At 74.9% G+C, this 14,097-nt stretch carries 12 protein-coding genes; 3 read left to right on the top strand and 9 right to left on the bottom strand.

Annotated elements, in window-relative coordinates; all coding sequences use genetic code 11:
- The 4 genes from ABD353_RS20070 to ABD353_RS20055 form a co-directional block, all read right to left on the bottom strand.
- Positions 1-1,228 (bottom strand): FtsX-like permease family protein (locus ABD353_RS20070; RefSeq protein ID WP_344625025.1); only part of this gene is annotated, 1,228 nt, incomplete at its 3' end.
- Entirely contained in the window at positions 1,225-1,935 is a 711-nt protein-coding gene (locus ABD353_RS20065; protein WP_344625024.1) for an ABC transporter ATP-binding protein, read from the bottom strand. The genes ABD353_RS20070 and ABD353_RS20065, both read right to left, overlap by 4 nt.
- Positions 1,936-2,015: 80 nt before the next feature.
- Complete coding sequence (locus tag ABD353_RS20060; protein WP_344625023.1) at positions 2,016-2,402, bottom strand: peptidase inhibitor family I36 protein; 387 nt, start codon at positions 2,400-2,402, stop codon at positions 2,016-2,018.
- A gap of 466 nt (positions 2,403-2,868) precedes the next feature.
- The gene (locus ABD353_RS20055; protein WP_344625022.1) at positions 2,869-3,558 is read right to left on the bottom strand and encodes a DUF4386 domain-containing protein; all 690 of its coding nucleotides are present in this window, start codon (positions 3,556-3,558) and stop codon (positions 2,869-2,871) included.
- A 175-nt stretch (positions 3,559-3,733) separates the two neighbouring features.
- Here ABD353_RS20055 and ABD353_RS20050 point away from each other — a divergent pair, with 175 nt between their 5' ends.
- Positions 3,734-4,435 (top strand): TetR/AcrR family transcriptional regulator, encoded by a 702-nt coding sequence (locus ABD353_RS20050; RefSeq protein WP_344625021.1) that lies wholly within the window; start codon positions 3,734-3,736, stop codon positions 4,433-4,435.
- 63 nt (positions 4,436-4,498) lie between these two features.
- Here the strand turns inward: ABD353_RS20050 and ABD353_RS20045 are convergent, their stop codons facing one another.
- A complete protein-coding gene (locus ABD353_RS20045; protein ID WP_344625020.1) occupies positions 4,499-6,088 on the bottom strand; it encodes a sigma-70 family RNA polymerase sigma factor in 1,590 nt (529 codons plus the stop codon).
- A 187-nt stretch (positions 6,089-6,275) separates the two neighbouring features.
- Here ABD353_RS20045 and ABD353_RS20040 point away from each other — a divergent pair, with 187 nt between their 5' ends.
- The gene (locus ABD353_RS20040) at positions 6,276-7,112 is read left to right on the top strand and encodes a CAP domain-containing protein (RefSeq protein ID WP_344625019.1); all 837 of its coding nucleotides are present in this window, start codon (positions 6,276-6,278) and stop codon (positions 7,110-7,112) included.
- Between the two features lie 94 nt (positions 7,113-7,206).
- Here the strand turns inward: ABD353_RS20040 and ABD353_RS20035 are convergent, their stop codons facing one another.
- The 4 genes from ABD353_RS20035 to ABD353_RS20020 form a co-directional block, all read right to left on the bottom strand.
- Positions 7,207-8,007, bottom strand: coding sequence for a VOC family protein (locus ABD353_RS20035; protein ID WP_344625018.1), 801 nt, complete (start codon positions 8,005-8,007; stop codon positions 7,207-7,209).
- Positions 8,008-8,052: 45 nt separating this feature from the next.
- Complete coding sequence (locus tag ABD353_RS20030; RefSeq protein WP_344625017.1) at positions 8,053-8,574, bottom strand: DinB family protein; 522 nt, start codon at positions 8,572-8,574, stop codon at positions 8,053-8,055.
- Positions 8,575-8,588: 14 nt separating this feature from the next.
- Positions 8,589-11,357, bottom strand: coding sequence for a lectin (locus tag ABD353_RS20025; RefSeq protein WP_344625016.1), 2,769 nt, complete (start codon positions 11,355-11,357; stop codon positions 8,589-8,591).
- A 240-nt stretch (positions 11,358-11,597) separates the two neighbouring features.
- Positions 11,598-13,034: an amino acid permease gene (locus tag ABD353_RS20020; RefSeq protein ID WP_344625015.1), complete on the bottom strand. Its 1,437-nt coding sequence runs from the start codon at positions 13,032-13,034 to the stop codon at positions 11,598-11,600.
- A gap of 319 nt (positions 13,035-13,353) precedes the next feature.
- Here ABD353_RS20020 and ABD353_RS20015 point away from each other — a divergent pair, with 319 nt between their 5' ends.
- Entirely contained in the window at positions 13,354-13,956 is a 603-nt protein-coding gene (locus ABD353_RS20015; protein WP_344625014.1) for an HhH-GPD-type base excision DNA repair protein, read from the top strand.
- Positions 13,957-14,097: the final 141 nt, after the last annotated feature.

Genomic DNA, 14,097 nt, shown 5'->3' with positions numbered 1-14,097 from the left:
AGGCGGCCCCGAGGGGGACGGCGGCGACCGCCAGCACGCCGCAGGCCGCTGCCGCCCGCCGCCGGTGCCGTCCGGTGGTGTCGGTGGGGACGCGGCTCAGCCGCCGGCGGACGGTGTGCCCGGCGGCGAGCCGTGCGGGCAGCCAGACGGCGAGGGCGCCGCAGAGCACGGTCGCGGCCAGCAGGACCGGCGGACGCGGGGACGCGAGGTCGACCGGCGCGAGGTCGCGGTGGACGACGGCCCGGACGGCCGGCCGGACGGCCGCGCCGAGGGCCGTTCCGAGGAGCACGCCGGCGGTTCCGCCGACGGCGGCGGCGAGCAGACCGGCGGCCCGGGCCAGCCGGACGAGCCGCGCGCCGTCGAACCCGACGGCGGACAGCAGGCCGAACTGCCGCTGCAGGCGGCGCATCCGGATGCCGAAGGCCGCGGCCGATCCGGCGAGCACGAGGAGCAGGCCGGGGAGGGCGACGAGTCCGGGCTGGGCCGCGAGCAGGGTCCGGGCGGCCGCGGCGACCTGCGGCCTCGTCCGGACGGCGAGGTGGAGCCGTGCGGCCTGCGGGCCGATCCGGCCCGCCGCGGCGGGGCCGGTCACCAGCCAGCCGCGGGTGACGCCCGATTCGGCCGCACGGTCAGGGTCGGACCACCGCTCGAACAGGCCGGGTCCGCCGGCCACGAACTCGGCGTCGTGGGCGGTCGGGTCCTCGACCAGGCCGACGACCACGGCCGGGGTGTCCGACCCGCTGAACCGCAGGGTGCCGCCGAGGGCCAGGTGGCGCGCGGCGGCGAGGTGTTCGGAGACGGCGGCCTCGCCGGGGCCGGCGGGCGGTCGCCCGGCCTTCGTCCGCAGCCAGCCGCGGGTCGCCGCCGCCGTCCAGTCGCTCTCCCGGTAGGCGGCGTACCGGGTGAGGCCGCCGACGACGACGGGGACCTCGGGCGCCTTGTAGTAGGGGACGGCCGCGGTGCCGGCGGGCAGGGGCCCGATCACGGCGGACAGGTCGGCGGGGGCCGGGCCCGGCTCGATCCGGTCGATCTGGAGGTCGGCGCGGGCCATCGCGGCGGTCGCGAGCTGCTGCGGCGACAGGTTGAGCGTGTCCACCACGGAGGCGGCGGCGGTGGCGAGCAGCACGGGGACGGCGAAGATCAGCAGCAGCATGGCGCGGCGGCGGCCCGTGCCGATCACGGTCGACCAGGCGATCCGGAGGTCGACCGGGAGGTGCCGGTGGATCATCGGACGTCCTCGCGGGCTGTGCGCGGGGCCCGTTCCTCGATCCGGTCGAGCGTGCCGTCCCGCAGGTGCACGACGCGGTCCGCGAAGTCGGCGTTGGCCGGGTTGTGCGTGCTGAGCAGCACGGTGGTGCCGTTGTCGCAGAGCTGCCGCAGGAGTTCCATGATCTCGGCGCCGGTGTCCGAGTCCAGGGATCCGGTGGGCTCGTCCGCGAGGACGAGGCGCCGGTCCCCGACGACGGCGCGGGCGATCGCCACCCGCTGCTGCTGGCCGCCGGAGACCTCGTCGGGGAACCGTCCGCCCGTGCCGTCGAGGCCGACCCTGGCCAGGGCGGCCCGGGCGGCGGACCGCGCGGCGTGCCGGCCCGTCCCGGCGCCCTCCAGGGGCAGCGCGACGTTCTCCTCCAGCGTCAGCTCGGCGAGGAGGTTGAGCTCCTGGAAGACGAAGCCGACGGCGGTCAGCCGCAGGCGGGCCAACCGCCGTTCGGAGAGCCGGCCGAGGTCCTCTCCGAGGACGCGGACCCGGCCGCTGTCGGCCCGGTCGAGGCCGCCGGCGATGCTGAGCAGCGTCGTCTTGCCGGAGCCGCTGGCGCCCATGACGGCGACCAGTTCTCCGCGTTCGGCCTGCAGGGTGACGCCGGCGAGGGCGCGGACCTCGGCCCCGCCCGAGCGGAAGGTGCGGCCGACGGCCTCGAACTGCACTACGGACACGCTGGGTTCCCCTCGCTCTTCGCCGGGCCGACGGCCCGGATCCGCGATGCGCGGGATCCGGGCCGTCACGTGCGGGCTCGTCAGCAGGCGAGGTCGTCGGTGTAGACGCGGACCGAGCTCGCCTCGTCGTTGTTGTACCAACCGACGTACCCGTTGCTGGAGTTGGGGTTCATGCACTCGCTGCCGCCGGTGGCGTTGGCGCCCCAGAACCACTTGGCGTCGTTCGTCCAGGAGTTGTTGATCCACGAGGAGGTGCGGTCGTTGAATCCGGTGAGGTTGTACGTCCCCGGGGAGGCGCTCCGGTACCAGGTGCCGCCGTTGAAGTACGAGTCGTCGTAGAGGCAGACGTTCCCCACGTAGCAGGTGGTCGACACGGCTGCCGCCGGGCCGGCGAAGCCCACGAGGCCGACGCCGGCTGCCATGACCGCCGCGGCGGCCAGACCGGCCGCACGCTGTCCTGAGCCCATGCCACTTCCCCCTTGCACACGAACCGACCGACCGGCGGGCGCCGGTACCGGGCGGACACTAGCCACGCGTGTGGCGTGCGCGACAGCAGTGATCGGCCGACCCCGCCATCGAGTGACGTGTTCACGCCTACTTCTGCCCCGCGCACGGCCCGGCACGCGACGGTGCGCCGCCCCCGGCGGGCCGCGCCCGGCCCAAACGGGCGACAGCGGGGGCGGCGGCGCCGTTCGGCAGGTCAGCGGCGGCGGCGATGCGCCGCACGGCAGCCGGTGCCGGCCTTCACGTCGCCGTCGGGCCCGGCTCCCCGCCGTCCGCACGGGACGATCACATCGGGAATTCCGGGCTCCGACAGGCCCGGCATCTGACGGGCTCCCGCGTTCGCGCCGGTGGGAGCCACGGTCCGGGCCGGCCGGTCGCAGTGCCCGACCGGCGGGCCGGGCCGGCGACGATTGGCCGGAATACGGCGCTTCAGACGGCGGCCGGGACCGGGGCGGCCGCCCGGGCGAAGCCGCGGGTCACCAGGCAGGCGGCGAGGGCGAGTTCCCAGGCGAAGACCGGGACGGCGGCCAGGGCGCCCCAGGTGGAGACCTGGGTGTAGCCGCCGAAGAGCACGGCGACGGCCGAGGCGAAGATCAGCGGTCCGCCGATCAGGCCGAGGACGGCGACGAAGCGCGGCACCAGGCGGGAGCGGTACATGAGGTGGGCCGCCAGCAGGGTGTTGGCGCCGCAGACGAAGTTGGGGCCGAGCAGGAAGGTCCAGTCGTGGACGGCGACCAGGGCGCGGGCGGTGGTGGCGAGTGCGGCCGGGTCGGCGCCGTCCGCGCCGTGCCGGCGCAGGGTCACCACGGCGAGCAGGCTGACGATGCCGACCGCGATGACGGCGGCCTCCAGGACGCGCAGGGCGACGTAGCCGGTGGCGGCGGCCTCGTTGTGGCGCCTGGTGACCGGGTACAGCGTGACGGCGGTGCCGACGATGCCGAGGGCCAGCAGCACTTCGAGCAGGGCGCCGAGCAGCACCCGGCCGTCCGGGCCGGCGCCGAGGACGAAGCCGGGGTCGTTCAGGACGGGCCCGTAGAGGACGAGCCCGCCGATCGAGGTGACGTGGGTGACGAAGTAGCAGAGGCCTGCGGCCCTCGCGAGCCTTCCCGACGGTTCCACCGTTGCTCCTTGGTCGACGAACGGCCGGGGTCGCGGCAGCGCGGCACCGGCAGAGGTGTACGGCGTACACCTCTGCTCGGAACGGTAGGGTGTACGCCGTACACCGGTCAAGGGGCGTCCGGGACCGGGCTCGTCGGACGAGCCCGGGAGGCGGACGGAGGAGAGGCGGTCGGAGATGACCCGGCAGGCGGACGGCGGACGGCGGACCCCGCTGAGCAGGGACCGGGTGCTGCGCACCGCCGTCGCACTCGCGGACCGGTCCGGCATCGACGCGCTGAGCATGCGCAGCCTGGCCCAGGAGCTCGGAGTCGTCCCGATGGCGCTCTACAAGCACGTGGCCAACAAGGAGCAGCTCCTCGACGGCATGGTCGACGTCGTCGTCGGCGAGATCGGCCCCCCGGACGGGGGCGACGGCTGGAAGGACGCCGTCCGCGGGCGCATCCTCGCCACCCGGCACGCGCTGCTCCGCCACCCGTGGGCCGCGCGGGTGGTCGAGTCACGGCCCGGCCCGACGCCGGGCACGCTCGGCCACCTCGACTCGCTGATCGGGATGTTCCGGGCCGGCGGCCTCTCGGCCGACCTCACCCACCACGCGATGCACGCGCTGGGCGGCCGGGTGTGGGGCTTCACCCAGGAGCTGTTCCCCGCTCCCCCGCCCTCCGCCGACCCGGAGGTCCGGGCCGCCGTCCTGCGCGAGGCGGCCGTCCACTACCCGTACATCGTGGAGATCGCCACGGCCGGTGCCGCGCACGACGACGGGTCGGTGGTCGGCGGCGGCTGCGACGACCGGTTCGAGTTCGAGTTCGCCCTCGACCTGCTGCTGGACGGCATCGAGCGCCTGCACCGGCAGGGCTGGAGCTCCGCCCGGCACGGCTGACGTCCCGTCGGGCCGCGCCGGGCGACGGGCCGGGCCGGGCGACGGGTCAGGCCGGGCGACGGGTCAGGCCGGGGTGCCGACGTCCAGGGTCCACAGGAGGCCGCCGGCCGGGTCCGGGGCCGTGCCGACACCGGCGTCGAGGTAGCGGCAGTCGAGCATGTTCTGCTGGTGGTAGTCGTCGTCCATCCAGTCGTCGAAGACGTCGGCCGGGGACTTGCGGCGCTGGTCGATGTTCTCGCCCCAGGCCCGCCACCGGTAGCCGGCCGCGTCGATCCGGCTCTCCGGGCCGCGGCCGGCGGGGTCGTCGTGGTCGAAGTAGCGGCGTGCCGACATGTCCTCGGAGTGCCGCTGGGCGGCCGTGTGCAGTTTGGCGTCGACGCGCAGCGCACGGCACCCGCGCTTCGCCCGCTCGGCGTTGATCAGGTCGACGAGCTGCCGCTCGGGGCTCCGCGGCGTGGGGCTCGGGCTCGCCGAGGGCGACGGGGAGGGGCTGGGCGGGGCCATGGTCGGCGACGGGGAGGGCGCGGGGGCGTCGAGGGCGACGGTCCGCGGGCCGGGCACCGAGACCGAGGGGGCGGGCGGGGGCGGCGGGACGGCGTCGTCGGGCAGACCCCGGACGACTCCGAGCACGGCGGCGGTGACGGCGACCGCACCGGCCGCCTGGAGCGCGCGGCGGGCCCGGCGCCGGGCGGCCCGGCGCAGGCTCCGTGTCCCCCGAGGTCCGATCAGGTCGAGCACCCGGTCGCCCACCCCGGACGGCGCGGGCGGCACGGGCGGCACGGCCGCGGATCCGGCGGAACCCGTGTGGGTCAGCACCGAGGTGACGGCCGTGCCCGGGCCGGGCAGGGCGGCGAGCTTGGCCGCGAAGAACTCCGGGCCGAGCGAGAAGCCGTGCATCGGCACCACCAGGACGAGGCCGGCGAGCAGTCCCTCGGCGGGGACGAGACCGCGGGCCGTGCCCTCGCAGATGCGGCAGGTCCGCAGGTGGCGGGCTATTCGCTTGCGCCAGAGCGCGCTCGGGCGGCCGTCCCAGACGGCGGTGAGCTCGCCGAGGGAGGGGCAGCGCGGCTCGGCGGAGAGCGCCCGGACGACGGTGCGGCCGACCTCCAGCTGTTCCTTCATCCGCTGCACCCGGACGGCGGTGTGCTGCGGGGAGAGCTCCAGCGCCTCGGCGAGTTCGGTGCGGGTGAGCCGGCCCGCGGCCTCCAGCCACCAGAGCGAGAGCAGGTCGCGATCGCGGTCGTCCAGCCAGCGGGTCGCCTCGGTGACCTCGCGGCGCTGGCCGGAGAGGCCGAGGCGCAGCACGGTGAGGTCGACGAAGTCGCCGGCCGGGTCGGCGACCTGGGCCATGCCGTCGATGTCCGGGACGGGCCCGGCCTGCCGGGCGTTGCGGCTGCGGCGCACCTCGTTCATCGCGACGGCGACCAGCCAGGAGCGGAAGGCGGTGGTGTCGCGCAGACCGGACAGGCCGCCGACCATGCGGATCATGGTCTCCTGGACGACGTCGTCGACGTCGGGGTGGCCGTTCATGGCCCGGCCGACGATGTTGTAGACCAGCGGCAGGCAGTCGGCGACCAGCCGGTCGCGGGCCGCCCCGTCGCCGGCCTGCGCCGCCTCCACCACCTCGGTGTCCATTGCGCCGTCGTTGCCCATGTGCCCTGTCCTCGCTCGTCCTCAAGCCACGGCCCCCACTGGACGGAGACCTGGGCGGACGGACCGGATAACAGGAATCCGGGTGTGTGATCCGCCGCTGTCCTTTTCCGTTATGGCGCCCCCGTGGCGTGGTCTCCCAGGGCGTCGGCACGAACACCGGCGCGAATCGGCCCAGGGAGCAGCCAGTATGAACGACGACCCGACGACCCCGTTCCACCTCCCGCCGCACCCGGCGGACCAGGACGGCTCCGGCAGTCGCGGCCGGGCGGCGCGGCGCCGGTCCCGGCGCCGGGCGGGCGGCAACCGGCGGGTGGTGGCGGTGGCCGGGGCGGCCGCGCTGGTGCTGGCCTGCTCGGCGGCGTACACCCTGGCGTCCTCGGGCGGCTCGGGCGGCTCGGGCAACGCAGCCGCGGCCTCGGTGCAGTTGGCGCCGGCGCCCGCGCCCTCCGCGGCCGGGTCTGCGCCGGCGTCCGCCTCGCCCTCGGCGGGCACCGCCTCGCCGTCCGCCTCCCCGTCCGTGTCGGCCTCGGCCTCCGCCGCGGCGAGCGCCTCCGCCTCGGCCGCGAAGAGCGCGAAGGCGTCGAAGGCCCCGGCGGCGGCCGCGAAGCAGCCGGCCGGTTCGGCGCCGACCGGCAGGGCCGCGCAGTTCGCCGCGGAGGTGACGGCACTGACCAACGCGGAGCGGGCGAAGGCGGGCTGCGGCCCGGTCACCCTGGACGACCGGGTGTCGGCGGCGGCGATGGCGCACTCGGACGACATGGTGGCCCGGCACTACTTCGAGCACGCGGACCCGGAGGGGCGGCACGCCGACAGCCGGCTGCGCGCCGCGGGCTACAAGCCCGGCTGGTGGGGCGAGAACATCGCGTACGGGCAGCCGGACCCGGCGGCGGTGATGGACGACTGGATGCACAGCGAGGGCCACCGGGCGAACATCCTCAACTGCCACTTCACGGTGATCGGGGTGGGGGTGAACTTCGGCGCCGGCGGCCCCTGGTGGACGCAGGTGTTCGCCTCCCCGGCGTGAGCGGGCGCGGACGGACGCGGACGGGCACGGACCGGCCCCACCGGGCCCGGGTGGGCCGGGGCGGCGGGGCCGGGTGGGGCGGGGCGGCGCGGTGTCAGACCACGTCGGTCATCGCGGGCATCTCGCCCGCGACGCGGCCCATGTCGATCACGGCGAAGGCGGCGTCCTGCGGGTCGACGAGGGCGGCGAAGCGGCCGAACGGGCTGTCCATCGGGCCGAAGACGAGCTTCCCGCCGAGCTCGGTGGCCTTGGCCACGGCGGCGTCGCAGTCGGCGACGCCGAAGTAGACGCTGATGAACGGCGGCACCTCGGCGGGGAAGTCCGGGCCCATCTCCATCCGGCCGAGCACCGGGTTCCCGCCGATGCTGAAGACCCGGTAGTCGATCTCGTTCCCGCCGTCCATCTGCCGGGCGCGGTACGGGAACACCTCCATCAGGAAGGAGTCGGCGCGGGCGGTGTCGCGGGTGCAGAGCTCGGCCCAGGAGTAGGCGCCGGCCTCGCCGGCCTTCTCGAAGCCCTCGTGCGCGGCGCCCTGCCAGACGCCGAAGACCGCGCCGCCGGGTTCGCGGGCGAGCGCCATGGTGCCGAGGCCGCCGACCTGCGCGGGCTCCATCATGAGCTCGCCGCCGGCGGCACGGATCCGTTCGGCGGTGGCGGCGGCGTCGGGCGAGGCGAAGTAGAGGCACCAGGCGGAGGGCATCTCCTCGCCGGGCATCGGCGGGACGAGCCCGGCGACCGCCCTGCCGTCCTTGTGGGCCTGGGTGTAGCCGCCGAACTCGGACGAGGGCTCGCCGAACGTCCAGCCGAGGACGGCGCCGTAGAAGTTCTTGGCGCCCTCCACGTCGTGGAACATCGCGTCGACCCAGCAGGGGGTGCCCTCGGGTTGCACGGCCATGTCTGCCTCCTCGTGTCGTGAGCGGGTGGGTGGGGCCGGGCCGGGTCAGCCCATGGTCTTGGCCCCGTCCAGGGATTCGCGGATGATGTCGGCGTGCCCGGCGTGCTGGGAGGTCTCGGCGATGACGTGCAGCAACACCCGCCGGACGGACCAGGTGGCGCCCGGCTCGAACCAGGGCGCCTCGGGCAGCGGGTGGGCGGTGTCCAGGTCCAGGTCGGCCACCAGGCGGTCGGTCTCGGCGGCCGTCCGCGTGTAGGCGTCCAGCAGGCCGGCCAGGGTCTCGCCCTCGCCCATCCTGAACTGGCCCTCCCAGTCCACGGGTTCGCTGCGCATGGCGGTCGCGCCGCCGACCGCGAACCGCATCCAGCGGGCCTCGACGCCGGTGACGTGCTTGATCAGGCCGCCGAGGCAGAGCTCGCTGGCGGTGGTGCGCTGCGCGGCCTGGTCGTCGGTGAGGTTGCGGACGGTGAAGCGGAGGAATCCGCGGTGCTTGTCGAGGGTCTCCAGCAGGTCGGCGCGCTCCCGGGAGAGCTCCCGGTCGCCGGTGCCCGCGCTCCGGTCGGTCATGTCGGTCCTCCGTGTCAGGCGGGTACGGTCCAGCGCTGGGCGCCGGTGCCGTTGCAGTCCCACAGTTGCAGTCGGGTGCCGCTCGCGGGGTTGCTGCCGGGCAGGTCCAGGCAGCGGCCGGAGGGCGGGTTGAGCAGCGATCCGTCGGCGCGCGGCCACCACTGCTGGGCGCCGGTGCCGTTGCAGTCCCAGAGCTGGACGGCGGCCCCGTTGAAGACCGAACTGCCGTCCACGTCGAGGCACTTGCCGAGGGCGCGGAGGGTGCCGTCGGAGGCGGTGGTCCACTGCTGGGCGGCGCCGCCGGTGCACTCGGCGAGCTGGACGGGCGTCCCGTTCTCGGTCGAACTCCCCCGCACGTCGGCGCACTTGGCGCCGAGGCCGGTGACCGCACCGGTGGCCGGGCGGGCCGGGCCGACGTCGAAGGACGGCGGCGCGTCGGCGCGGGCGCCGCCCCAGGCCGGGTCGGGCGCGTCGGCGAGGGTGTAGGCCAGGGTGCCGCCGCGGCGGACGAAGTCCTCGCTCAGCCAGGGCCGGTTGCTCGCGGCGCCGTCCACGGCGAGCGCGTGCACGTAGCGGACGGCGGCGGAGGCCCCGGGGGCGTCCACGTCGATCACCGCGCCGTTGCCGCGGCGGATCGTGATCCCCGGGAACAGCGGGCTGGCCAGCACGAGTTCGGACCGGCCGGGGGCCTGCGGGTACATCCCGAGCGCCGCCCAGACCACCCAGGAGGACATCTGCCCGAGGTCGTCGTTGCCCGGCTCGCCGTCCGGCGCGTCGGCGAACAGCGTGGTCAGCGCCCGGCGCACCACGTCCTGGGTGCGGTAGGGGCGGCCGGCGTAGGCGTAGGCCCACGGGGTGTTCGCCGAGGGCTCGTTGCCGAGGTAGGCGTGTTCCGAGTCGGGGCCGCCGTTGAGCTCGGTGAAGAAGTCGTCCAGCCGGGCGACCGCCGCCGCGTCGCCGCCCATCGCGTCGAACAGCCCGCGGTGGTTGTAGGGGACCATCCAGGCGTACTGGGCGGCGCTGCCCTCGACGAACTGGTCCTGCTGGGCGGGCCGGAAGTCGGGCCAGGAGTGGTCGGTGTCGCGGGGCTGGATCCAGCCGCTGCCGCTGTTGATCAGGTTGCGCCAGTTCGCGGAGCGGTGCATCAGCGCGTCGTGGGCGGCGGTGTCGCCGATCCGGCCGGCGAGTTGGGCGAGCGCGAAGTCCGCGCTGGTGTACTCCAGGGTGGTGGCGGCGGAGCCCCAGACGCCGCCGGCGTCGGCCGGGATGTAGCCGATGGTGTCGTAGGGGCCGTGGCCGGGCCGCTGGCGGGTGTCGCGGCTGCCGTCGGTGGCGATCCGCAGCAGGGCGGCCGCGTCGAAGTCGGTGCCGCCGAAGGCGTGGATCGAGCTGGCGACGATCGGCAGCGGGTCGCCGACCATCACGCCGGTGCCGCCGTTGGCGAGGGTCCAGCGGTCCAGGTAGCCGGCGCTCGCACCCTGGTCGGTGACGGACTGGGCGACGTCGGCGGCCCTGGCCGGGTCGAGCAGGGCGAGCAGTTGGACCTGGGAGCGGTAGACGTCCCAGCCGGAGAAGTCGGCGTACTGGGTGTGGCCGGGCCTGGCGGTGCGGATCCTCCCGTCGAAGCCGGGGTAGCGGCCGTCGGCGTCGCTGATCGCGCTGGGGTGCAGCAGGGCGTGGTAGAGCGCGGTGTAGAGGATGCGCCGCTGGGCGGTGGTGCCGCCGTCGACGGCGATCCGGCCGAGCAGGTCGTTCCAGCCGGCGCGGGCGGCGGTGCGGAGCTCGTCGAAGGGGGCGCCGCGCTGTTCGGCGAGCAGGTTGGCGCGGGCGCCCTCGGCGCTGACGAAGGAGAGGCCGACCCGGGCGGTGACGGTGCGGTCCTGGCCGGTGTCGAAGGAGACCAGCGCCTGGGCGCCGGAGGCGGCCCGCTCCCGGTCGGGGTGCTGGTCGACGCCCTGGCCGGAGCGGCGTTCGCGCTCCCCCTCGGTGCGGGCGGGCTGCGGGGCGATGCCCTCGCTCGCGCCGGTGGCGCTGCGCCGGTTGGTGTCGACCGTGCCCTGGCCCGCGCCGCCGGTGCGGACGATCCCGGCGCTGCTGAACGGCCGGTCGAACTGGGCGTGGAAGTAGACCCGGTAGCGGTTGCCGGTGCCGCAGAAGCCGCCGCTCTCCGTCCAGCCGGAGAGGGTGTCGGCGCCGATGGTGATCGAGCCGGTGGCGCTGTTGAAGGCCTTGCCGGCGTCGACGGTGAGCGAGGCGGTGTGGCCGGCGGGGTAGGTGAAGCGGGCGATGCCGGAGCGCTGGGTGGCGGCGAGTTCGGTCCTCAGCCCGTTGCCGAAGGTGACGGCGTACGCGCCGGGGGCGGTGCTCTCGTCGGCGTGCGAGAAGTCGGAGTGGGCGACCGGCCTGCCGTCCAGGACGGGCATGAACGGGGTGGTGCCGTAGTCGCCGCAGCCCGCGCCGGAGATGTGGGTGAGGCTGAACCCGCTGATCCGGTGGTCGTCCCAGGAGTAGCCGCCGTGCTGGTAGGTGGCGGTGTCGGGGCTCCACTGCACCATGCCGAGCGGGGCGGACGCGCCGGGGAAGGTGTTGCCCGCGCCGCCGCCGTTGCCGAAGTCCGGGGCGCCCTGCTTGGTGCCGACGAAGGCGTTGACGTACTGGGCCGGGTCGGCGACGGTCACCCGGCCGGGTGGCGCAGCGCCGGCGGGGGCGGCCGCGGCGACCGCCAGCAGCACCGCCGAGGTGCCGAGGGCGAGCGCGGACGAGAGGAATCTGGAACGGTGCACGGAGCCTCCTGCGACCCGCCGTCAGCCTGCGATGCGCGTGGCGCACGGTCCGGCGGCCGCGGTGGGCGGCACGGCGGGGCCGCACGGGCGAGCAGGTCGGCCCCGGCCGGTACGGGGAGTACCGGCCGGGGCCGACCATCTGCTCGTCGGTTCATCGTGCGGTCCGCACGGGGGAGGCCGCGGCGGCGACAGGCCGCCTGTCGCCCGCCCGGCGCAATCGCGCAGGCGTCCGATGGACCGTCAGGAGGACGTGTCCGCGACCGCCTTGCGGCGGTGCACCACCTGCGCGGCGACCAGCGCGACCGCGGCGGCGACCAGCGACAGCACCATCTGCATCCGTCCGTCGTGGGTGGTGAACATGTACGCCACCACGAAGGCGATCATTCCGATCGTGGCCCAGGTGAGGTACGGGAACAGCCACATCCGGACGGTGAGCTTCTCCGGGGATTCCCGCTCGATGATCCTCCGCATACGGAGCTGGGAGACGCTGATCACGAGCCAGACGAAGAGCGCGACGGCGCCGGAGGAATTCAGCAGGAACTTGAAGACGGTGTCCGGGAACTCGTAGTTGAAGAACACCGCGACGAATCCGAAGACCACCGAGGCGAGGATCGCGGTGAGCGGCACGCCGCGGCCGGTGACCTTCGCGAAGGCCTTCGGCGCGTCGCCGCGCTGCCCGAGCGAGAAGGCCATCCGGGAGGCCGTGTAGAGGCCGGAGTTCAGGCAGGACAGCACCGCGGTGAGCACGATGAGGTCCATCAGCGGGGCGGCGCCGGGGATGCCGACGTGCTTGAGCACGGCCACGTACGGGCTGTCCAGGACCTCCGCGGAGTCCCAGGGCAGCAGGGTGACGACGATGGCGATGGAGCCCAGGTAGAAGACGCCGATGCGCCAGATCACGCTGTTGGTGGCCTTGGTCACGGCGCGGGCCGGGTCGGGAGACTCGCCGGCGGCCAGGGTGACGATCTCGCTGCCCATGAAGGCGAAGACGACCGTCAGCATGCCGCTGAAGACCGCGCCGATGCCGTTCGGCAGGAAGCCGCCGTGGTCGAGCAGGTTGGACGTGCCCACCGCGGTGGTGTCCGGCAGTACTCCGAAGACCGCGAGGCCGCCGACCACCAGGAAGGCCGCGATGGCGACCACCTTGATCCCGGCGAACCAGAACTCGAACTCGCCGTAGGAGGAGACCGAGAACAGGTTGGTGGCGGTCAGCACGGCCATCACCAGCAGGGCGAAGCCCCACTGCGGCACGCCCGGCACCCAGTTGTGCAGGATCTTCGCGCCGGCGGTGGCCTCCACGGCCAGCACGACGACCCAGAAGAACCAGTAGAGCCATCCGATGGTGAAGCCGGCCCAGCGGCCGAGCGCGCGGTCCGCGTAGGCGGAGAAGGACCCGCTCTGCGGGTCGGCCGCGGCCATCTCGCCGAGCATCCGCATCACCATGACGACCAGGGCGCCGGCCAGGGTGTACGAGAGCAGGATGCCGGGGCCGGTGGCGGCGATGCCGGCGCCGGAGCCGACGAACAGGCCGGCTCCGATCACTCCGCCGATGGCGATCATCGACAGGTGGCGGTTCTTCAGTCCGGCCTTGAGGTGGCCGTCCCCGGCGGCACCCGGTGGGGTGGCGGGGGCGGCCTCGGCGGGCCGGCTCGAGCGCGTCGTGGTGTCCGGGCTCATGGTCGTTGCTGCCTCTCCGGTGCGGCGGGGGTCGGCCGCACACCCGCAGGAAGGTAGCCCGGAAATCCTGATTCCGTAACCCCGGGCCTGAATTCGGCACGATTCTCTGAGCATTATTTGAGGTTCGCGGAATGAATTATGACACCGGCTGACATCTCTACTCGCAGGTCATCGGAAATCCCGATCCGCCGTCAGCCGCGGTGCCGACCCGGTGCGCCGCCCGCCCCCGGGGCGGTGGCATGGTGCGGACGGCGGCCCCGGCGGGGCTGCGACGATGGAGGTCCCGACCGTCCCTCCGCACACCCCTGGGGCCGCCCCGATGAGCACCACCGTCCACCTCGCGCAGCAGCCGGAAGCCGACGAATTGCTCGGCCGCAGCCCGCTGGCCGCGCTCACCGGCATGCTGCTGGACCAGCAGATCCCGATGGAGTGGGCGTTCACCGGCCCGTGGACGATCGCCCAGCGGCTCGGCGCCGACGACCTGGACGCGCACCGGATCGCCGCCGCCGACCCGGAGGAGTTCGCCGCCCTGCTGTCCGAGAAGCCCGCGGTGCACCGCTACCCGAGCTCGATGGCCAACCGGGTGCAGCAGCTCTGCCAGTACCTGGTCGAGCACTACGACGGCGACGCCGAGGCGGTCTGGCGGGACGCGCCGAACGGCCGGGAGCTGCTGAAGCGGCTGGGCGAGCTGCCCGGCTTCGGCAAGCAGAAGGCGCAGATCTTCCTCGCCCTGCTCGGCAAGCAGTACGGGGTCGCCCCCGAGGGCTGGCGCGAGGCGGCCGGCGCGTACGGCGAGGAGGGGTCCTTCCGCTCGGTCGCGGACATCACCGGGCCGGAGTCGCTGGTGAGGGTGCGCGCCTTCAAGCAGGAGGCGAAGAAGGCCGCCAAGGCGGCGAAGTCCGCGAAGCAGGCGCAGGGCTGACCCGACGGTACGGGTGGCGGTTGCGGATCTCCCGGTCGAGGAACCGGCCGAGGCCGTCCGCGGCGAGCAGCCCGGCGACCGCCTCCGCGGTGTGCCCGTACGGCCCCGGGCACGAACGCACGGCCGGGCCGCTCCCCTCCG

This window comes from Kitasatospora arboriphila (assembly GCF_039528095.1).
Lineage (GTDB): Bacteria > Actinomycetota > Actinomycetes > Streptomycetales > Streptomycetaceae > Kitasatospora > Kitasatospora arboriphila.
This window is presented reverse-complemented; position numbering and strand designations above follow the sequence as displayed.